This window comes from Foetidibacter luteolus, from assembly GCF_009650435.1.
Lineage (GTDB): Bacteria > Bacteroidota > Bacteroidia > Chitinophagales > Chitinophagaceae > Foetidibacter > Foetidibacter luteolus.
This window is the reverse complement of the sequence record NZ_VVIP01000005.1, coordinates 45,577-66,547: the sequence shown is the minus strand read 5'-3', so window position 1 is coordinate 66,547 and position 20,971 is coordinate 45,577. Positions and strand designations below refer to the sequence as shown.

The window sequence follows — 20,971 nt, the reverse complement described above, 5'->3', positions numbered from 1 at the left end:
TTTGCAGTAAAAATATTGATTGATATTTACTCTGTTCTTAAGCTCTTTACAGGGTTCATCAAAGCGGCACGGATGGCCTGGAAGCTTACGGTAAGTAACGCTATCAGCAATGCGGCGCCACCGGCAACAGCGAATATCCACCAGCTAATGCTGATGCGGAAAGCAAAATCCTGTAGCCATTTGTTCATGGCCCACCAGGCCAGCGGCGAAGCTAATACGAATGATATGGCTACCAGCTTCATAAAATCTTTCGACAACATCTGTACAATACCATTTACACTAGCCCCCAATACTTTGCGTATGCCTATTTCTTTGGTGCGTTGCTCTGCTATAAAAGTGGCCAGGCCAAATAAACCCAGGCATGCTATTACAATTGCAAGTACCGAGAATATCATGGCAATGGTACCCACACGCTGCTCTGCACGGTACATTTCATCGAAGGACTCGTTTAAGAAGCGATAGCTAAAGGGCATTCCGGGGGCCATGGCTTTCCATTTGTTTTGCACCTGGCTTACCAGGTTTTGCACGTTACCGGCATTTACTTTAAAAGAAACCGTCCATGGGCTTTCGCCTAAAAACAAACCCAGTGGCCCAACGGTATGATGAATTGTCTCGAAATTGAAATTTTTAACTACGCCGATGATGGTATAGGCTTTGTTTTCACCATCGCCGCCGGAAGCGTAGTACACCTGCTTGCCCAGCGGGTCTGCATAGCCGAGTATCTGTGCCGTAGTTTCGTTAATGATAATGGCGGAAGAATCAGCGCCATAATCCGGGCTAAAGTTGCGGCCTTTAATGATGTTCATGCCCATCGTTCTGATGTAGTCATAATCTACACGCCAGTTCTGCATATCAAAACCGTTGGCCACATCCATTACCGGTGTTTTAGAAAAAGTGTTATCGTTTCTTGATGAATTGGAAACCGGTAAAAAAGCGCTGATGGTACCGCTTTGCACGCCCTGCATTTTCAGCACATCATTTTTAAAGGCCTTCACATTGTTGCCCAGCACACCAGTGCCATCAACTACCAGTACCTGGTCTTTATCAAAACCCAGGTTTTGGTTTTGTATATAGTGCAGTTGCCTGTATACTACAATTGTACCGATGATGAGTATGATAGATGTGGCAAACTGAAACACTACCAGCACACTTCTAAGCCCACCGCTTTTACTGCCCAGCTTTAGTTTTCCCTTCAACACCTCAATGGGCTTAAAGGCTGAAAGATAAAAGGCCGGGTAGCTGCCTGCCAGTAAGCCTGTAACAAAGGGCAAAGCCACAAGTAACGGCAATATATAGGGAGAGAACAAACTTCCCAATGTCATTTTCTTATCGGCCACATTGTTAAACAAATCGAGCACTGAATAATCAATAGCCAAAGCGATTACAAGGGACAGTACCACCATCAACGTAGATTCAATTAAAAACTGGGTAACCAGCTCTTTGCGCTCGGTACCTAATACTTTTCTTATACCTACTTCCCTTGCCCTGTTGGCAGAACGGGCTGTTGTAAGGTTCATGAAATTAATACATGCGATAAGCAATATAAATACCGCCACTGCGGAAAAGATATATACATACTGTATGTTTCCTGCAGGCCTGAGTTCAAACTGCCTGTCTGAATGCAGGTGGATATCCGTAAGCGGCATCAGGCTGTACTCCAGTTTGTTACCGGCTTTCTGAAACTCATCCATGCTTTGCACATTCATGTATTGCCTGGCCATAGGCATTACATATTTTTCAATGTACTCACCAAACTTAGCCTGTACCTGTTTGTAACCGTTTTCATCCTTCATTAGCAGGTAAGTGTAAAAATTATGGCTGGTATGTTGGCCCCACTGGTAATCCACGTTCTTCATAGAGAACAACATGTCAAACTTAAAATGGGAATTATCCGGCATGTCTTCAATAACGGCATTTACCTTATAGGGCACTACTTTTCCATCTTCCTGTAGTTCTAATGTTTTTCCCAGCACCTGGGTTGAGCCAAAATACTTTTGTGCCGCAGAAGCAGTTAATATGGTTGTATTAGGCTCGTTTAAAGCGGTATGCACATTGCCTTGCAGGGAAGGCAGTGAAAAGACTTTAAAAAAGGTGGAATCTACATGGCCCACCCGGTTTTCTGTTATGAAATCGTTGCCCTTCTTAACCAGTTTGCTGCCGTTAAAAGTATAAACGCGGGTATATTCTTCTATTTGCGGGTAATCCTTTTTCAGTAGCTGCCCCATCATGTCTGACGACAAAGGCATGTGCAGGTTAGCGCCGCCAAAACGTATATCGCTGTTAACGCGATATATCCGCGATGCATTTTTATAATGCCTGTCAAAGCTAAGCTCGTCCATTACATACAATGCAATCAGCAAAAAACACGATAAACCAATAGCTAGGCCAGCTATGTTGATAATGGAGAAAGTTTTATTCTTTCTCAAATTCCTCCAGGCAATTTTGATGTAGTTCTTAAACATGGTTTTGCTTTTTACAAATGCAAAAAAATTACAGTAGTATTTTTCGCAAGGGTGCTATAGTTTTTGCCAGCTACAGTCTCCCCAACCCTTCGACAAGCTCAGGATGGCATTGACCAGGGTGGCAGCTTAGCTGATACTGTAAACAGGGTAAAAATGTGCCATAACATTGTTCAACCCCTTCGGGGTTGGTATCTCTATCATTAAGCCCTCCCCGGATTTCATTCGGGGCTATTCACATTTAGCCCTTCGGGCTATTGCATAGTTTCATCCTGTGCGTACTATAACATTAAGTATTGAATTTCTCCTGTGCTTCATCAGCTAAAAAAATCGTTAGCCTTTTACCCATTTTACAGGACCGGCAACCTGTAACTTGTAACCTGCAACGGTCTTTCGGGTGAGGGATTGAAGCGGATACCCCGGTGAGGCCATCGCAGCATAGCTTTTGTGCCGGAGTATGAGCGGAAAGCCCGACCCCTTGCGATAGCTTGGGGGCACCCCCTGAAATACATGTCCTACTCTGTTCTTAAGCTTTTTACCGGGTTAGCAACGGCCGCCCTGATGGCCTGGTAACTTACTGATGCCACGGCTATGAATACAGACACCAGACCGGCCAACACAAATACCCACCAGCCAATAGGTACACGGTAAGAATACGTTTGCAGCCAGGTATGCATGGCCCACCATGCCGCCGGCGCCGCCAGCACAAAAGATATTAATACCAGCTTTAGAAAATCTTTAGACAGCAGCGCCGCCAGGCCGGTAACTGATGCGCCCAACACTTTGCGTACGCCTATTTCTTTTATGCGGTTTTCTGCCATATAGGTTGCCAGGCCAAACAAGCCGAGGCATGAAATAAAAATGGTAAGCCCGGCGAACAAAGCAGCCAATGTACCCTGCCGTTTTTCATCTTCAAATTTTTGGGCATACTCCTCGTCAATAAACTTGTACTCGAAGGGATACTCGGTGTTATATTTTTTAAAGATAGCTTCGGCCTTCTTTAAACTTTGCGCGGTGGAAGAAGCAGTGTTTAACTTAATTAGCACCACATTAAACCAGGCTTTGGCGCCATATATAAGCATGGGCTTTGTGGGCTCGTAAGGCGAGGTTAAAATAAAGTCTTTAATAACGCCAACGATATGCCAATCCTGTCCATTGTCTTTTACAATTTTGCCGATAGGATTTTTGAACTTCATTACCTTCAGAGAAGACTCGTTAATGATAAGACCATTGGAATCTGTAGGAAACTGCTTCAAATCAAAGTCACGCCCCTGCACAAACTGCAGGCCTGCTGTAACGCCAAGGCCTTCATCTTCATTATAACGGAAAAAATCGGTTTTGTCGTTGGGGTCTTTGCCTTCCCATTCCTGCCCCCATCCATCGCTCCAGCTTTGTGTTAGCGGGGCACTTGTTTTGGTTACTGAAGAAGCCGCGCCGGATGCCAGCAGCTCGTTTTTGATGAGGGGATAATTTTTCTCTATATCGCCGGTAAACATGTGGTAAACCAGGTTGTTTTTATTGTAGCCGGTTTCTCTGTTTTGGGCGTAATCAATTTGCTGTTTTACTATAATGGTGCATATGATAAGTATGATGGCAAATGTAAACTGTATTACCACCAGCGCTTTACGTGGTGTTACCAGTGCATGGGCTTTTTTAAATGTGCCTTTTAACACTTTTACCGGCTGAAACGCGGAAAGAAAAAATGCGGGGTAACTACCCGCCAGCACACCTGTAAACAGCACAAAACCCAATGCTGCCAGCCAAAACCCTGGGTTTGAATAATCTATAGAAAGCTGTTTATCTGTAAGTGTATTAAACCCTTTAAGGCTAAGCTGAACCAATACTACCGCTACAATACCTGCCAGGAAGGCAAGCAGTACAGACTCGCCTATAAACTGCGAAATAAGAGATGCTTTTTGGGCGCCCACCACTTTGCGTATGCCTACCTCTTTTGCCCTTTTCTCGCTCCTGGCAGTGCTTAAGTTCATAAAATTAATACAGGCGATAAGTAATATTAACCCTGCAATTACCGCGAATATTTTAATAAACACAATGCGGCCGCCACCATCTTCTTTGCCGTTGGTAAAGCTGGAATACATCCTCCATTTATTGAGGGGGTAAATAAACATTTCCCACTTAGGCTCGTCTTTTGCGTACTTCTGTTTAATCACTTTTATTTTTGACTGTGCAGAAGCCAGTGAAGCATTGGGTTTAAGCATTACGTACGTACGGGTGCTGTTGTTGCCCCAGTATTCATCATCATCGCCTTTGGAGCGTTTATAAGCCCAGGGTACCAGGTATTCAAAATCGAACCTGGTATTATTGGGAGGGTCTTTAACGATACCTGTAACGGTAAAGTTATCCTTGTTATCAATCTTGATTATTTTACCCATCGGGTCTTCGTTGCCATATAGCTTTTTAGCCAGCTTTTCTGTAAGCACTATGTTGTGCATGTCTTTTAATACGGTGGAAGCGTTGCCCTTAACCAGTGGGAAAGTAAACACCTGCAAAAAGTTAGAATCTACAATGCGGCCTTCTACAGTTAATCTTTTATCGCCTATGCTGAAGAGAAAGTTGCTGCCCCAGTCAACCCTTACGGACTGCTCAACTTCCGGTAAGTCGCGTTCCAGTGTCCTGGCAAGCACCTTAGGCGTAGTATTCCAGCAGTTAAGTTCACCGCTGAACTCAGCCCTGTTCCAGGCTTCATAAATACGGTCTTTTTTTTCATGGAACTGGTCGTAGCTTACTTCATTCAATATCCACATCAATATCAGCATGGCGCTGGCCATACCTATGGCCAGGCCGGCAATATTGATAAAAGAAAAGCCTTTGTTACGCAGCAGGTTGCGGTAAGCCACCTTAAAAAAATTCTTCAGCATTTGATAGCGTATTTTATTTCAGTTGCATAATACGTGCAACCCTATTGTTTGTTACACTGTGTTCTTCTATTTGCCCTATACAGGGCAAACCACGAACAACAGTTATGCCAGCCATCTTATACATTTGAAAATGAAATGATTATGAACAGCACAGGGATGCAGGTGTTCGAAAACGAACAGTTTTTGTACGGTGGCGTACAGGAAAAAAGATTGTTTACGGGGATAACGTAATCTAAAGAATAAGAGAGAACATGATTACCATTGGCCATTTAATGGTAGCTCCACGTAAAAGACAGTGCCCTTACCATCCTGGCTTTCAAACCATAACCTTCCATGATGCTCTTCCACAATTTTTCGGGAAATAGCAAGGCCCAGTCCATAAGATTCTTCACCGGCGGTACCGCTTCTAAGGGCATCGGGGGAAAGACTGAATATTTTATCCTGCAATTCAGCAGGTATGCCAATACCATTATCCTTTACGGATACGAGTATGGATGCCTCTTTTTTCTCAAGCGTTACTTCTATAACAGAATCGGCCGGGCTAAATTTGATGGCATTGGTGAGTATGTTGCTTGCTACCCGCCACATTTTCTGGCGGTTTACCAATAAGCTTACCGGCTCTGCATGCAATAGCAACTGCTGATTTTTTTCGCTGGCCTTTGGTTGCAGCAGCTCGATGCAGTATTCCAGCAGGCGCAGCATATCTACATTCTCCTGCTTGGCTACTGCAAGCTTTTTTTTCTCGCTCAGCAAGTCTTTAATAAGCCTCATGGAGTTAGCGCAGGCGTCCTGTATAAGTTCCAAAACCTCTTTCAGGCTTTCAGGCTGCTCTTTGCGCAGCATGGCATATACAAGGTTGTAAATACCACTGATAGGGTTTTTTAAATCATGCGCCACAATCCTGGTAATTCTGGTATTTTCTTTATGGCTTTGCTCAAGGGAAACAAATGCTTTTTGCAGGTCTTCATTCTTCTGCAGTATCTCATCGTTAAGTTGCTGCAGGTTTTCATTTTTTTGCTGTACCTGTACGTTCAGGTCTTCCAGTTGTTTAACGTGGCTGGCAGAACGGCGCAGGTTAAACCATATTAACAATACTATTACTACAGCCATTATTGATGCTATAATGGAAACCAGCAGGTACAGGCTCTTTAGTTCGTTCTCTTTCTTCAACAGTTCATTCATTGCCTTCTGTTCACGGTTTTCCAGTTCCCGGCCTACATCAAGCCCGGGCAAAACCTTTTCGCGTTCATCAATAGAGTCTTTTACAAAAAGGTATTTTTGCAGGTACCGGTGAGAAATTACAGGCTCCTGTTTTTTATCGTACAAGTTAGCCATAAGGCGGCTCCACCGTAATATGCCGCTGCCCACCAGCGAATGGGTGAAATTAGGGTTAATCTCTTTCAACAATTTTTCAGCCTTGTTAAGGCTATCCTGCCTTATATACATAGCGGCCAGGTCAAGCTGGGTAGCGCGGCCATAGTCTACATCTTCCTTCATTACATCGTTAATGCTTTTAAGGTAAAGCTGCTCCGCCTCTGCAAAGCGGCCCTGTTTATCGGCCACTCTTGCAAAACTTCCATAAACCACCGCTTTGGCTGTTATTGTAAAAACTTTTTTATCAGGAAAATCACCGGCGGTTTTGTTAATAAAATCCAGTGCACGTTTAAAATAGTAGCTGGCACTATCGTACACACCCGCATTATAGTAGCAGGTACCCACATTGTTAAGGTTGCCCTGCATATATACAAATTTCAGGTACCGGTCTTTTTGACAAGTGGCTTCTTCATTGTATCCCTCCAGGTAATACCTGGCAGCAGTAAGATAACGGCCCTGCCTGAAAATTATGTTGGCAATGCGGCCGCTATACCCGGCAAGTGCACACTTGTCTTTTATGCGGGTAACAACCACCTGCTTACCCAGCAAAAAGTATTCTATAGCCTTGCTATAGTTTTTTGCAGCAGAATATGTATCGCCCTTTTTAAAAAGCGCATTAGCATAAAATACCGCAAAGCGCTGTTCTGCAATACGTGGCTGCGCTATCAGCAACATACTGTCTGCAACCGCAAAAGCTTTTTCGTAATCTTTAGACACTTCAAGGTAAAAAAAGGTTTTGCGGCTGTATATCTCAAGCTTGTCCCCATCGCCGGCAACAGCAAAATTTTTAAGTGCGGAATCCAGCATGGCAATACCTGCGGGCCGCATTTCGTTTGGTAAGGAATCGTAACTTTTAAAAACAGCGCTAAAATATTCGGGATGATCATCTTTGCCCGAGGCTGGCTTACAGCCATAAGAAAAAACAATTGCTATGCAGGCAAACAGCAGTTGTATATAAGCAAGCCTTTTGGGGTATTGAAACATTGTTTTGAAAAAAAAATACATCTGCCAGCCAGGTTATCTATCTACAAGATACTTATTTTAGCCTTACTGCAAAATTTGCGCACACCTGTTGGCCCGGTTTTGCCTGGCTGTGTACAGCAAAAATCGACGAAGGCCGCACTATCTCCTGCACACTTGTAAAAATAACTTTTGCAATGCTGTACAATTTAAATTACATATACCCAACGTTCGCAATAATTATTAAGCATCGTTTAGCAACCTTGCGTGTAAAAGCAATAAGATTAGAACACTTATACGCCTTGCTACTTCATTCAGCGGAGAAAATACAGCCTGCCACATTACATCCACACTGGCGGCATAAAATGTATAAAATTACAAACTTGCCATTTGCAGCTCAGAAACTTACCTTTGCGCCCATGTTAATATTAGATGGTAAAATAGCCTCCCGGGCTGTAATAGATACATTAAAAACCGAAGTAGAACAAATTAAGTTAACCGGAAAAAGAACGCCACACCTTGCGGCGATTTTAATTGGTAATAACGGCGCCAGCGAAACTTATGTGGCCAGCAAAGTAAAGCATTGCGATGAAATTGGTTTTGGCTCTACGCTTATACGGCTGGCAGACAATATTTCAGAAGCGGAACTGATTGCAACAATTACTGAACTTAACAACAACGATGCAATTGACGGCATCCTTGTTCAGTTACCCCTTCCCAAACACATCAGCGAACAGAATATTATTATGGCCATTAACCCGGCAAAAGATGTGGATGGTTTTCACCCGGTTAGTGTTGGCAAACTGGTGCAGGGCCTGCCCACATTTATACCTGCCACGCCTTACGGTATTATGCTGATGCTGGAACATTTTAATATTACCACCAAAGGCAAACATGCCGTTGTTATTGGCCGCAGCAATATTGTGGGCCGCCCCATGAGCATATTGCTCAGCAGCAACCAGCCTTACGGCAACTGTACAGTTACGGTTTGCCACTCCCACACACCCAACCTTAACGAGATTTGCCTGCAGGGCGATATTATTGTAGCCGCTCTTGGCCGGGCAGAATTTGTTAAGGCCAATATGGTAAAAGAAGGCGCGGTTGTTATTGATGTAGGCATCACCCGAGTGGAAGACCCGACTGCTAAAAAGGGCTATCGCATTAAGGGCGATGTTGCTTATAACGAGGTTGCACCCAGAACTTCCGCCATTACACCTGTTCCCGGAGGCGTGGGTTTAATGACCATTGCCGGCCTCATGAAAAATACATTACAGGCCTATAAGGCAATTGGCAAATAACCACCATTAAGCCGCCCTTCTATAACTTTGCATTATGCTTACAGCTACACAGCCTACTGCCGCTTTGCCGGTAATGGAATCTTTTTACACCCTGCAGGGTGAGGGCTTTCACCAGGGCCGGGCCGCTTATTTTATAAGGCTGGGCGGTTGCGATGTGGGCTGCTTCTGGTGCGATGTAAAGGAAAGCTGGGATGCATCTATACACCCGGTTAAATCTATCCAGGAAATGGTTGAGCAGGCTTTACAGGAAATAGGCGGCGCCAGGCCCTCGGAAACGAAAAACCTGGTTGTTATAACCGGTGGGGAACCGTTAATGCATAACCTTGATGCGCTTACCCTTGCCCTGCATCAGGCCGGTTTTGAAACTAATATAGAAACTTCGGGTTCGTCCCCTCTTAGCGGATACTGGGACTGGATATGCCTTTCTCCCAAAAAATTTAAAGCACCATTGCCCCAGGTGGTTGCCGCAGCCAATGAACTTAAAGTTGTTATTTATAACAAAAGTGATTTTACCTGGGCTGAAAAATATGCCGCCCAGGTTTCTGCCAACTGCAAATTATACCTGCAGCCCGAATGGGATAAAAGCGCTGAAATGATGCCGCTTATCATTGACTACATAAAACTTAACCCCAAATGGGAACTTAGCCTGCAGATACACAAATTCATTAACGTACCTTAAAAATATCATATTTATCAAACGCAAATTACACATTTGCGCAGGTGCTATTTCCCGCTCCCTATTCACCATCCCCCATTCACTTTTTATGGTACCGGCGACATAACCTTATGGCATCATCGTTGCGTCGCAATCCGTTCATCGTTCTGCTCTTTGGGCGGCTTTTCAGACCCGGGTAAACAGCAGGCAACAAATACTTTGTTCATTGAACACGGTAGCATTAAACATTTAAAAAGTAGGCTGCACAATGCTCCATAGCATACAAGGCGTACAAGTAAGCAATCCTGTGTGTCAAAGCATTAGGATTGGCAACAACCAAAGCCCAATAGTGTTCCCTTCGCCGGCTACCACAAAAATTCCCATTTTTAAAAATGCCCGGCATAATTTTGAACACCTGAAACCCTTACCTTTGCCGCCAAATAAAAAAACCTCTTTTAAATAACATAGCTATATGGCTAAAACAGGTAAGGTTAAACAAATCATTGGTGCCGTGGTTGACGTTCAATTCGAAGGCACATTACCAGAAATTTATAACGCATTGGAACTCACCCGCCCCGGTGGCGAAAAGCTGGTACTGGAAGTACAGCAGCACCTGGGTGAAGACAGCGTTCGTACCATAGCCATGGACGGTACCGAAGGCCTGGTACGTGGCACCGAAGTAACCGATACCGGCAAAGCTATCGCAATGCCTACCGGTGAAGCCATTAATGGCCGTTTGTTTAATGTTACCGGAGACCCCATTGATGGTTTGCCAGCGGTTAGCAAAGCTACTGGCCGCCCCATCCATGCTATGCCCCCCAAATTTGAAGACCTGAGCACAGCTACCGAAGTACTGTTTACCGGCATTAAGGTAATTGACCTGATTGAGCCTTACGCAAAGGGTGGTAAGATTGGTTTGTTTGGCGGTGCAGGTGTAGGTAAAACTGTATTGATCCAGGAACTGATTAATAATATCGCTAAAGGTTACGGTGGTTTGTCGGTGTTTGCAGGTGTGGGTGAGCGTACCCGTGAAGGTAATGACCTGCTGCGTGAAATGATTGAAGCCGGCATTATGAAATACGGCGACAAATTCAAGCACAGCATGGAAGAAGGCGGTTGGGATTTGAGCAGTGTGGATATGGAAGGCCTGAAAGAATCTAAAGCTACTTTCGTTTTCGGACAGATGAACGAGCCCCCCGGCGCCCGTGCACGTGTGGCATTAAGCGGTTTAACCATCGCTGAGTACTTCCGTGATGGCGACGGTACCGGCAAAGGAAAAGACATCCTGTTCTTCGTAGATAATATCTTCCGTTTTACCCAGGCAGGTTCCGAAGTATCGGCGCTGTTAGGCCGTATGCCTTCTGCGGTGGGTTACCAGCCTACGTTGGCTACTGAGATGGGTTTGATGCAGGAGAGGATCACTTCTACCCGTAACGGTTCAATTACTTCCGTACAGGCGGTTTATGTACCTGCGGATGACTTGACTGACCCTGCTCCGGCTACCACTTTTGCCCACCTGGATGCTACTACGGTATTAAGCCGTAAGATTGCGGACTTAGGTATCTATCCTGCGGTTGACCCGCTGGATTCTACCAGCCGTATCTTAACCCCGGCCATTGTTGGCGACTTGCACTATGATACCGCCAACCGCGTTAAACTAATTTTACAGCGCTATAAAGAATTGCAGGATATCATTGCCATCCTTGGTATGGATGAATTAAGCGATGACGATAAAATGACGGTACAAAGGGCACGTAAGGTACAGCGTTTCCTTTCCCAGCCTTTCTTTGTAGCTGAACAATTTACCGGTTTAAAAGGCGTGTTTGTAAGTATAGAAGATACTATCCGTGGCTTTAACGCCATTATGGATGGCGAAGTGGATGAATACCCTGAAGCTGCCTTTAACCTGGTAGGTACATTGGAAGACGCTATTGAAAAAGGTAAGAAATTGCAGGCCCAGGCGCAGGGATAAATGCAAAGTCATGTAGTCAGTAAGTCAGTAAGGCTGATGACTAATGACCATTGACTAATGACTTAATGACTCGTTGAACTTTATGACTCTTGAGATATTAACTCCGGAAAAAAAGCTTTACAGCGGCGAAGTGTATGGCGTTCAGTTGCCCGGCATTAACGGTTTGTTTGAAGTGCTGGAAAAACACGCACCTTTGGTAAGCGCCCTGGCAAAGGGTAAGCTAAAAGTGCTCAAGTCCAGGAACGAAGCAAGCAGCTATTCAATAGAAAGCGGTTTTGTGGAAGTGCTGGATAATAAAGCTACTGTATTGGTGGAAGGCGCTGTTGCATTAGATTAACAACACATCTTAATAAATAAAACGGCTGTACAGTTTTGTGCAGCCGTTTTTTTGTACCTGGCTATGCCCTGCGGGCAATAGCTGAAAGATTATTGTCCGGTCTGTATTACTACTATTGGGCTTTGGTTGTGTCACTCACTTGTACGGCTGGTTTTTCATGGCATCTTTTCAGCCCCGGTAGATGGGCGGCATCCCCGAAAGTGCTGCAACATGCCGTACATTTTCCCTGTGCAACACTTTGCAGGTACAACATTGCAGGTTGTTACCTGTACGCCAAAATACGCTTTGTGCAGGTATCTGTGGGTTTGAGCACAAAATACCCCGGGTAAATTCAGGCACACACTACTGCCGTCTATTTATGCGCTGCCTCAACCCAAAATTTTGCAGCTTCACCACTCTTACGCCTCAACAGCTACAGTTCCATCAATTTCTTTGTGGCGCTTTATTAAATATTGGTCAACGTAAAATGCGTACTTAACGGGTTATGGTTGAATGCTGCATTGGCAAAGGCTGCCAACAAGGTTCTGCCTGTACAACAGTTAGATTTAACTATTATCACTGAAAGCCCACCTGTTTTCCCGGTAACCTTACGGCTTGCCGGCTACGTATTTGTTACGGCGTGCCTGGATACAAAAAAAAGTTTATGAATACAATGGCAAATATTATCGGCCTGCTTTTCTGTGTGCTGTTTTTTTCCTGCAATAAAGATAGCGCCCCGGCGCAGCCGGTTCAATTCCGTTTTGAAGAGCAGGTAGTTATAGACGGCATCCGCAGAACCTACATTGTAAAACTGCCCGAAAACTATTATGAAACGGATAGCGTAAGGCCACTGGTTATAGGCCTGCATGGCACGGGTGGTAATGCTGGCCAGTTTGAGAAAGCGTACGGATTTGAGCAAAAGGGTAACGAGGAAGGTTTTATAACTGTTTATCCGGATGGGGTGGAAAAACAGGATCGTGCTGGTTTACTGAACATACGTACATGGAATGCAGGCAGTTGCTGCGATTATGCCATGTACACTAATGTGAACGATGTTAAATTCATAAGCAGCCTTATTGATAATATTGGCCATCGCTTTAAGGTAAACCGAAAAAAAGTTTATGTAGCCGGTATGTCTAACGGAGGAATGCTGGCTTACCGGCTTGCATCTGAACTGCCGGATAAAATAGCGGCAGCGGGCATTGTAAGCGGAGACATGGTTTCGGTAAAAGACGGGCACAGACAAGGAGTTGTGCCCATACTGCACATACATGCCGTTCCTGATACCAAAGTGCCTTTTAGCGGAGGCGTAGGCATTGGAGGATACGATTTTCCGCCTGTAATGGACGGCATTAACTATTGGGTGGCCAGAAATAAGTGCACCGGGTACCCCGTTATAGATTATTACGAAGGATACAAGGTAACCAGTTGGGCCAACACTAATGGTACCGTACTTGTTAAATGCTATCTTACCAACGATGGCGGCCATGCCTGGCCGTCTTCCCCCATCCAGGGAAGAAGGGGCGACATACCATCCAGGGTTATTAATGCCACAAACCTGATTTGGGATTTTTGCAGCCAGTTTGAATTGCCATAATCAGCGAAAAAGTATGTTGCGGCTTACCCCGCTTACGATCCCCCTGAATGCTAACATGCCGTTGCGGCTGTTGAACTGATGCCGCTGTGTTTATCCTGCTCTTTTCATATATATCTGAAGTTTTTTTGCGGGTTCTTCATAAGTTGCACCTTAACCACGGCTTGCCTGCATAAAAGCAGCGTGTTGCACCGCCGGGTGAGGGATTGAAGCGGAAAGCCCGCAACCACCATAGCCTTAGCGAAGGTGGTGAGGACTTGCAGCGGAAAGCCCGGCCCGAGGTACGAGGGACACCCCCTAAAAATATTTAATCACTTCAACGGGTACAACCGTGCGGCATTGGCATGAATAAACATTTGTATTGTAAGGAGGGAGCATGTTTAATTTAAACTCTGCCATTACCAGGCGGCAGGCTTTCTCGCTAATCATCCTGCTCTTCCTGGTTAGTGTGCTGCTAAGGGTTCCTAATCTTGGCAGGCCGCTGGCCAAGCACCACGAATTTTTATCGGCGGTAGTGTTGATGAACACAACCTCGTGGGAGCAGGCAGGCGGTGGCGGACAATTTCACTTTACGCCTTTGATGAATTATCAAAACCCCGGTGATAAGCAATGCGGCAAAAGCGTTAACACAGATATGTATGGCAACACGCTGTACCTTTCACTTGGCCCGGCGTGGTATATTATCCCGTACTTTTTGTATTCAACATTGCATTTGCCGGTTATTCCACTGTATTTGCGGTTGCTTAATTTGTGTTTTGGGCTTGTTTCACTCATTACCTGCTTTTTGTTTTTTGAACAACTGGTACCGCAGGAAACAAAAAGAAAGTACCATGTGGTTATTGCCGGCTGCCTGTTGTTTCTTTTTGCCCCTGCCCTATTGTGGTATTCTGGCAACGGCTATACCCATACGGCTATTATGCTTCCGTTTGTTTTTGCAACATTGCTTATGTTATTGCCAATGCTTAAAGATGCGTCAAACATAACCGGAGGCCGGCTGGCAGGCATTTTTCTGCTTGTATTTGCACTTTTATATGTGGATTGGTTTGCCGTTTTTATTGGCGGTTGCTCGGCCATAGTTTGCCTTACAAAGGCAAGGCAACAAAAAAAGTATTTTTTACTGGCAGCAGTGCTTTTGCTTGCGCTGGTTGCCGGTATCGCTGCCATATTTTGGCAGTTTTCGTCGTACGCAGGCAGTGAAACAGTCATCGGCTACTGGAAATCACGTTTTCTTGAAAGGAGCATAACCACGAAAAAAGTCACCTTGCCCGTTATGCTGTTTTCTGTTTGCAAGCATTACATAACAAGCTTTTTGCCTGTAATTGGCGCCATTGTTATTCTGCACCTGGTAAACCTGGGAAAAGGGATAAGGGTAGTGTTTTCAAAAACAGAAAAGCTTCTGCTTTTCATGTTCGCTATTTCGCTTTTGCTGTACAATATTGTTTTATTACACTGGTCTCACGAGCATGAGTTTTCCATAGTTCCGGCAGGTATTTTAATAGCCTATGTTGCAGCAAAATACGTTGTTGTTAACAGGCGCTATCGCCTTGTTATGGCAACCATTATTGGCTTGTGTATTTGCCAGTATTATATTATTAACCCATCCGGAGAAATTTCTTTAACAGGGATGCGGTACGATATATTTAAACGCTTTGGCGGGCAGGTGAAGACAATTGACCCGGATTACAAAATTTTTGTGCAGAAGACGGAGATATTCCCCATTTCAGAATACTATGCCGGCAGAAACTTTGTTTACCTGCGTGATACCGCCGCTGTAAAAGACTCAATGCGCAGTTGCCACATAACAAAAGCACTTTGGGTAGAGCAGCAGGGCTTTAAGCTTAAAAAAATGGTTTGGCTCACCCAATAAGAGTAAACCTCATCTCAAGTGTTTCCTTAAAAACCTAAAAAGCTTTAGCCTTATCTCTTCTGCATCAAACATAGGCCCGTAATGCGGTGCGCCAGGTACGATGGTTAATTCATTCTCTACGCCGGCCAGCTTTAGATACGATTGCAACAGCACAGATTGTGTGTATGGCACAGACTCATCTTTTTCGCCCTGAACAATAAAGAAGGGCGGATCATTTTTGTCAACATAAGTTACGGGGCTGGCAGCTTTGGCTATATCAGGGCGTTCGATAGGCAGGGCACCTAAAAGGCGGGTGATAGGCTTGGGTTCGTCTTTGTCCATATCAGCCCCGGCGAATACCATAAAATCTGAAGGGCCATAAAAATCCAGCACGGCTTTAATTTTAAACAATGGCTTTTTGCCATCTGCATAAAAAGCAGGCACGTTGCTATTATGCGCCAGCGCCAGTAAAGATGCCAGGTGGCCACCCGCAGAAAACCCAATTAAGGCTATGTTGTTTTTATCGAACCCATACTTTTCCGCATGGTTGTACAGGAAGTTAATGGTCTGGTTGCAATCCTGCAACTGTGCCGGAAAAACAGCCTCTGTACTGTACCTGTAATCAATAGAAGCCAGCGCATAGCCACTGTCAATAAAGCCTTTAACAGTGTTCTTCATGTAGCTCATGTCGGCGTATTTGTCGTTCAGCATCCAAGCGCCGCCATGTACCCATACAACCAGTGGTATGCCGGGTTTTGCGTTGGCGGGCAGGTAAATATCCAGCAAGTGATGGCGGGATGTATCGCCGGCGTAAGAAATATTCTCATGAAAAACGGTGCCGGGTGGAAAAAGCTGTTTTACCGGCGATGGCCGTTGGGCATTGGTGAATGCCGCCGACAGAAAAAGAAGAAACAAAGCAAGAACCGGTTGTTTTTTCATGGCAATAATATTTGCAGGAGAACAGTTAAAATTTTGTAACAAGATATTATACAACGGCCAAATAACTAAATTCATCCCCTAAACTAAAACGGCTGCAATAAAGGATGAATGTACCACCAGAATTTTTGCAGCGATGCTGCTGACTTACAAAGAACCCGTATTAACAATTAATAGCGCCACTAACAACCCAAAAACAAAAGCACATGAAGTATCCTGCCATCACAAAAACTTTTACCCTGTTATGCTTTCTTTTATTTATTGTGGTATTCATAGTATTCAGAGCAGGCGGTTTTAGAAAAGCTTCTTTAGGGCAGCCTTCCATAACAGCAAACATTGAAATAGATACAAGCAAGACTTTCGACCCTGATACTACAAAATTTATATCCCTCTACTCATCCAGTAAGGAAATGTTTTCTTCTTCAAAATCCATGGTAGTGTTTAACCAGTTCCCATTCCTTACAGATAGCTTCAAGCAACTTGTTATGGAAGCTTTGCCAGGATACAGAAATTTAGACAAACCTCTTTTTCCGTAAAACCCAACAATATGAAATACGCAAAGATTATTAAACCACTTACCCTGATGATGTTTTTCTGCCTGGTTGCTGTATTCATCATTTACAGAACAGGCGGCCTTAACAAATACATCCTGAAGAAGGAAGCAGCAATGCAGACAAGCCCGAATGGGGGTACGCTGAAAACAGCCAAACTTGACAGCTTGCTAAAACTCAGGAAATCCATACCACCTAAAAAGAAACACATTCTGTACTCATCTAAGTCTGCGATAATGGTAGATGAATCACAGATTATACCAGACAGCCTGGAGAAAAGTTATAGATTAACCCCTTACCGACGGCATTACGATTCCACACAAATATTTTACCCGCTGCGCCAAAGGAAATTAATGCCAGACACTACCAAAAAAGATACTCTAAAAATAAAAAAACCTTGATATGACCCGGATTGCAGAACTATTGTTAGCGGCTGCCATCAGCATTATCTTTCTGCTGTTGGTATTTGTCCCTATGGAAAAAGTTTTTCCGGCTAAAAAAGGCCAGAAAATATTCCGCCGCCATTGGGTACTGGATTTGTGTTACCTGCTTGGCCAATATTTGTTATGGAGCGGGTTGGTATTATGGGTACTGAATTATTTCAGTTTCTGGATGGATGGACTGGTGCCGGCGAAGTTTAGGGCGCTGGTAAAATCGCAACCGGTATGGTTGCAGGCAGTAGAAGTGCTTTTCTTTAGCGACCTGCTGATTTACTGGGGCCACCGGTTACAGCATAAAGTTGATTTTCTCTGGAGGTTTCATAAAGTGCACCACAGCTCAGAACACCTTGACTGGCTGGCTGCACATCGTGAGCATCCGCTGGATTCCATCTATACGATCGGCTTAATTAACCTGCCGGCATTTGTAATGGGCTTTCAACTGGAAGCATTGGCAGCCATTGTTGCTTTCCGCGGTATTTGGGATATATATATTCATTCCAATGTTAGGCTTCCCATCGGCCCGCTTAAAATGCTGATTGGCTCGCCGGAGCTGCACCACTGGCACCATGATATTGAAAGAGATGCTGGTAATTATGCCAACATCTCTCCAATAATGGACAAACTATTCGGCACGTATGTTTGTCCGCCGCAGGAACCGGAGCAATATGGCATTAAGGAAGATTTTCCCAAAACTTATGTGGGGCAAATGCTGAAACCAGTTGTGCCTGGTTGGTTGTGGAAGAAGCTAGGGGAGAAAAGAAAAGCAGGTACGTCCACTAAAATTGAAATCTCAAGCTAATCTACCTGGGTCTGCAAAGCCGCCCAATGAGCCGAACGATAAACGGATTGATTATTAAATGTTCTTTCACTGAAAGACCATTTAATAACAAAATCATATTTGCAACGAAGCCTCCCATGAAAAACCGGACGCTGGCACCATAGTCGTGAAGAGTCAACGGTGGATGGTGAAATGCAGTCAATGCAAGACCCCGCACCTTTCATTTTGTACCCTGCATGTTCAAAAACTTTCATCCGAACCATCCAGCTTCTTTGGCTTAGCCGGGGGCTTGGCCTGTTTTAAACGATAGTTGAGTGTAAGGTTAACCTGGCGGCGGCGGTACTGGCTGTTGCCATTGGTATAAAAGTTGGGCCCGTTGGTAATGTAACGAAAGCGCCGGCTGTTGAATACATCCAGCACATTCAGGTTAAGGGTTCCGTTGCCTTTAAACACATCTTTGCTGATGGCCACATCCATATAAATTAATGCCTTGCGGCTACCCTGTGCCGTCTTTTGAGGGGCCTCGTAGTTGCCCCTTAACTGTATGTCGAAATTTTTAGCCAGGGAAAACCTGGATGTCTGCCGCAGAAACCAGCTATAGGTAGAGGCCTTGTAATCTTTAACGATATTGCTGCCGTCAATATCCGCATGAAAGAAGTTGGCGTTAAAGTCCAGTTTCCACCATTTGTAAGGCGAGTAAGCGCTGGTTAGCTCTATACCATAAGCTTTTTCTGAAGAAAGGTTTTGTGGTTTGGTTATGGAATTACCCTCGTTGTCAACTGTTCTTATCTGGTCAATTTTACCGGTAGTGTTGCGGTAGTAAACAGCGGAAGTAAATGTACCCTTGTCAAAATATTTGATATGCCCCACTTCAAAAACATTGCTGAATTCCGGGTTTAAATCAGGATTACCGCTGAAAAAGTTGCGGCTGTCTGAAAAGGTAAAGAAAGGGCTTAGATCGTTGTAAAAAGGCCGGCGTATGCGGCGGCTATAGCTTAACTGGATGGCGTTTTCTTTGGGCAGGTCAAACGTAAGGTGTGCACTGGGGAAAAGGTTGGCATATTTACGCGGGTTTACCTGGTGCGTTTCCTGAAGGGTTGTTGTTACGGCCGTCCACTCAGCCCGCAGCCCGGCCTGGTAAGATACCTTGCCCGTCTTATTCCCCAAAATACCATAAGCGGCATGAATATTTTCATCATAGAGAAACACATTATCAAGCCCCGGCAATGGCGTGTAGCTGCCATCGGCATTCTTTTGATTTACCACAAAATCGTTCACCATATCTCTTGAACTGCTGCGCAGGCCGGTTTCAAACTTACCATCTTTGCCAATGGGCTGCACATAATCTACCTGGAAGAGTAATTGCTTTTCAGATTCATCATTTACTGAATGCTGCACGATATTTTTTTCCGGCTGCTGTGTTCCGTCAGGCTTTAAAAACTGCTGGGTAAATAGCTGGTCGCTGCTTTCCCAATTGTCCAGGTATTTTACCTCGGCAACCAGTTCATGACCGCTGCGGGTAAATGTTCTTTTGTAAATAAGCGAGTACTCAGAATTGGGTTCTTCTTCGTTTTCGTCCTGGCGCCGGGTGGAAACACCAGTGGGGTTATTCAGATTGAAGAGATAGTCTTCATAACGTATATCGGTAATGCGGTTGGCATCGCTGCGGCGGAAGAGATAAGAGGCGGTAAGAATGCTTTTCTCCGTAAAATAATAATCCAGTCCTCCGCGAATGTTATTGTTAAAGCCACGCACCGTGCCGCTGTTGTTTTGCTTTAAAATAAAAGTGGTATCCTTTCCATATACTTCCTGGTAAAGGTTGCCCACATTGGGCTGGCGGCGGTAAGCTATGCCGTAGTTGATAAAGAAGTTGAGTTTGTTATGGCGGTAGTTTATGTTGGCTGCCGCGCCAAAGTTGGCGGGGTTGCCAGTAATAAGTTCAAAGGAACCGTTAAAGCCCTGGCGCTTGTCTTTCTTAAGCACAATGTTAATAATACCGGCCATGCCTTCTGCCTCGTAACGGGCCGAAGGGTTGGTGATGATTTCCACACGGTCAATCATGCTCGCCTGTAATTGCTGTAAACCACTGCCCCCTTTAAAGCTAACCAACCCGGATGGTTTGCCGTCTATCAGAATGCGTACATTATCGCTGCCGCGCAGTTTAATGTTACCTTCAGGATCAACAGATACGGAGGGTATATTGGTGAGGATATCCGAAGCCGTACCCCCGGCATTGGCAAGGTCTTTACCAACGTTGAAAATTTTCTTGTCAAGCGAAAGCTGCATGGTACTTTTTTCTGCTTGCACAACCACCTCTGTTAAAGCAGCAGATGAAGTTGTTAGCTGCACCAGCCCCATGTTGTGCAGCGGCTTATCCTTCGACAGAGTAAACGTTTTGCTCTTCCAGGATTGGTAGCCCATAAAATCCACCTGCGCATAGTAAGTGCCATAGGGCAGCTCTATGTTAAACTCTCCGTTTTCACTGCTGATGTTGCCTTCCACCAGCTTCTTATCTGCACTGTTAAAAACCTGTACACTCACAGATGCCAGCGGCGCCTGGGAAACCGAGTCGGCAACTTTGCCTTTCAGGGTGGCCTTATCAACAGGGGTGGCCGTGCTTGTATAAAAACAAAAAAGCGCAATAACAACAGCTACCGGTTTAATACACAGTAATTTTTTCTGGCGGGGCAGCATGGCGTGCAAGGTGTTTAAGCAAGGCATTAAAATAACAGATAGCTTTAGGGATTGCTAAAATACAGGTATCCCAGTAGAATAGGGTGGAAAATCGGCGTGATTAGTGCGATAAGGCGCAAACAGGCTGACGAATGCTGAACAAGGAACCAGGAATAAAGAACGACGAAACTAAATCGCCTACCCGCCATTCATTATTCGCAAATCATGATTTTAGATACC

14 protein-coding genes are annotated in these 20,971 nt (G+C 44.8%); 9 read left to right on the top strand and 5 right to left on the bottom strand.

The window, feature by feature from the left end; genetic code table 11:
• Positions 1-26 precede the first annotated feature (26 nt).
• The 3 genes from F0364_RS01770 to F0364_RS01760 form a co-directional block, all read right to left on the bottom strand.
• Positions 27-2,462, bottom strand: coding sequence for an ABC transporter permease (locus tag F0364_RS01770; protein WP_153796030.1), 2,436 nt, complete (start codon positions 2,460-2,462; stop codon positions 27-29).
• A 512-nt stretch (positions 2,463-2,974) separates the two neighbouring features.
• Entirely contained in the window at positions 2,975-5,338 is a 2,364-nt protein-coding gene (locus F0364_RS01765) for an ABC transporter permease (protein ID WP_153796029.1), read from the bottom strand.
• Positions 5,339-5,593: 255 nt separating this feature from the next.
• On the bottom strand, positions 5,594-7,717 hold the full coding sequence (locus F0364_RS01760; protein WP_153796028.1) for a tetratricopeptide repeat-containing sensor histidine kinase: 2,124 nt from the start codon (positions 7,715-7,717) through the stop codon (positions 5,594-5,596).
• A gap of 374 nt (positions 7,718-8,091) precedes the next feature.
• Between F0364_RS01760 and F0364_RS01755 the strand changes: the two genes are divergently transcribed.
• The 6 genes from F0364_RS01755 to F0364_RS01730 all read left to right on the top strand — a co-directional run bounded on the left by F0364_RS01755 (position 8,092) and on the right by F0364_RS01730 (position 15,374).
• Positions 8,092-8,970 (top strand): bifunctional 5,10-methylenetetrahydrofolate dehydrogenase/5,10-methenyltetrahydrofolate cyclohydrolase, encoded by an 879-nt coding sequence (locus F0364_RS01755; protein WP_153796027.1) that lies wholly within the window; start codon positions 8,092-8,094, stop codon positions 8,968-8,970.
• A 34-nt stretch (positions 8,971-9,004) separates the two neighbouring features.
• The gene (locus tag F0364_RS01750; RefSeq protein ID WP_235920986.1) at positions 9,005-9,649 is read left to right on the top strand and encodes a 7-carboxy-7-deazaguanine synthase QueE; all 645 of its coding nucleotides are present in this window, start codon (positions 9,005-9,007) and stop codon (positions 9,647-9,649) included.
• 448 nt (positions 9,650-10,097) lie between these two features.
• Complete coding sequence (gene atpD, locus F0364_RS01745; RefSeq protein ID WP_153796026.1) at positions 10,098-11,597, top strand: F0F1 ATP synthase subunit beta; 1,500 nt, start codon at positions 10,098-10,100, stop codon at positions 11,595-11,597.
• Positions 11,598-11,679: 82 nt separating this feature from the next.
• Positions 11,680-11,934, top strand: coding sequence for an ATP synthase F1 subunit epsilon (gene atpC, locus F0364_RS01740; protein WP_153796025.1), 255 nt, complete (start codon positions 11,680-11,682; stop codon positions 11,932-11,934).
• A gap of 643 nt (positions 11,935-12,577) precedes the next feature.
• Positions 12,578-13,510, top strand: a complete 933-nt coding sequence (locus F0364_RS01735; protein WP_153796024.1) for a CE1 family esterase — start codon at positions 12,578-12,580, stop codon at positions 13,508-13,510.
• A gap of 373 nt (positions 13,511-13,883) precedes the next feature.
• Complete coding sequence (locus F0364_RS01730; RefSeq protein WP_153796023.1) at positions 13,884-15,374, top strand: hypothetical protein; 1,491 nt, start codon at positions 13,884-13,886, stop codon at positions 15,372-15,374.
• A 9-nt stretch (positions 15,375-15,383) separates the two neighbouring features.
• Here F0364_RS01730 and F0364_RS01725 read toward each other — a convergent pair whose 3' ends face one another.
• Positions 15,384-16,292 (bottom strand): alpha/beta hydrolase, encoded by a 909-nt coding sequence (locus tag F0364_RS01725; protein ID WP_153796022.1) that lies wholly within the window; start codon positions 16,290-16,292, stop codon positions 15,384-15,386.
• A 203-nt stretch (positions 16,293-16,495) separates the two neighbouring features.
• Here F0364_RS01725 and F0364_RS01720 point away from each other — a divergent pair, with 203 nt between their 5' ends.
• From F0364_RS01720 to F0364_RS01710, 3 genes are read left to right on the top strand one after another with little or no spacing between them, the layout of a single operon-like run.
• The gene (locus tag F0364_RS01720; RefSeq protein ID WP_153796021.1) at positions 16,496-16,825 is read left to right on the top strand and encodes a hypothetical protein; all 330 of its coding nucleotides are present in this window, start codon (positions 16,496-16,498) and stop codon (positions 16,823-16,825) included.
• An 11-nt stretch (positions 16,826-16,836) separates the two neighbouring features.
• Positions 16,837-17,241, top strand: coding sequence for a hypothetical protein (locus tag F0364_RS01715; protein ID WP_153796020.1), 405 nt, complete (start codon positions 16,837-16,839; stop codon positions 17,239-17,241).
• Position 17,242: 1 nt separating this feature from the next.
• The gene (locus F0364_RS01710; RefSeq protein ID WP_153796019.1) at positions 17,243-18,079 is read left to right on the top strand and encodes a sterol desaturase family protein; all 837 of its coding nucleotides are present in this window, start codon (positions 17,243-17,245) and stop codon (positions 18,077-18,079) included.
• Between the two features lie 219 nt (positions 18,080-18,298).
• Here the strand turns inward: F0364_RS01710 and F0364_RS01705 are convergent, their stop codons facing one another.
• Positions 18,299-20,752, bottom strand: coding sequence for a TonB-dependent receptor (locus F0364_RS01705; RefSeq protein ID WP_153796018.1), 2,454 nt, complete (start codon positions 20,750-20,752; stop codon positions 18,299-18,301).
• Between the last annotated feature and the right edge of the window lie 219 nt (positions 20,753-20,971).

What these genes read in the sequence shown, in the direction of transcription:
- F0364_RS01770 (WP_153796030.1), bottom strand. Translation starts at nt 2,462, where the DNA reads ATGTTTAAGAACTACATCAAAATTGCCTGGAGGAATTTGAGAAAGAAT.
- F0364_RS01765 (WP_153796029.1), bottom strand. Translation starts at nt 5,338, where the DNA reads ATGCTGAAGAATTTTTTTAAGGTGGCTTACCGCAACCTGCTGCGTAAC.
- F0364_RS01760 (WP_153796028.1), bottom strand. Translation starts at nt 7,717, where the DNA reads ATGTATTTTTTTTTCAAAACAATGTTTCAATACCCCAAAAGGCTTGCT.
- F0364_RS01755 (WP_153796027.1), top strand. Translation starts at nt 8,092, where the DNA reads ATGTTAATATTAGATGGTAAAATAGCCTCCCGGGCTGTAATAGATACA.
- F0364_RS01750 (WP_235920986.1), top strand. Translation starts at nt 9,005, where the DNA reads ATGCTTACAGCTACACAGCCTACTGCCGCTTTGCCGGTAATGGAATCT.
- atpD (WP_153796026.1), top strand. Translation starts at nt 10,098, where the DNA reads ATGGCTAAAACAGGTAAGGTTAAACAAATCATTGGTGCCGTGGTTGAC.
- atpC (WP_153796025.1), top strand. Translation starts at nt 11,680, where the DNA reads ATGACTCTTGAGATATTAACTCCGGAAAAAAAGCTTTACAGCGGCGAA.
- F0364_RS01735 (WP_153796024.1), top strand. Translation starts at nt 12,578, where the DNA reads ATGAATACAATGGCAAATATTATCGGCCTGCTTTTCTGTGTGCTGTTT.
- F0364_RS01730 (WP_153796023.1), top strand. Translation starts at nt 13,884, where the DNA reads ATGTTTAATTTAAACTCTGCCATTACCAGGCGGCAGGCTTTCTCGCTA.
- F0364_RS01725 (WP_153796022.1), bottom strand. Translation starts at nt 16,292, where the DNA reads ATGAAAAAACAACCGGTTCTTGCTTTGTTTCTTCTTTTTCTGTCGGCG.
- F0364_RS01720 (WP_153796021.1), top strand. Translation starts at nt 16,496, where the DNA reads ATGAAGTATCCTGCCATCACAAAAACTTTTACCCTGTTATGCTTTCTT.
- F0364_RS01715 (WP_153796020.1), top strand. Translation starts at nt 16,837, where the DNA reads ATGAAATACGCAAAGATTATTAAACCACTTACCCTGATGATGTTTTTC.
- F0364_RS01710 (WP_153796019.1), top strand. Translation starts at nt 17,243, where the DNA reads ATGACCCGGATTGCAGAACTATTGTTAGCGGCTGCCATCAGCATTATC.
- F0364_RS01705 (WP_153796018.1), bottom strand. Translation starts at nt 20,752, where the DNA reads ATGCTGCCCCGCCAGAAAAAATTACTGTGTATTAAACCGGTAGCTGTT.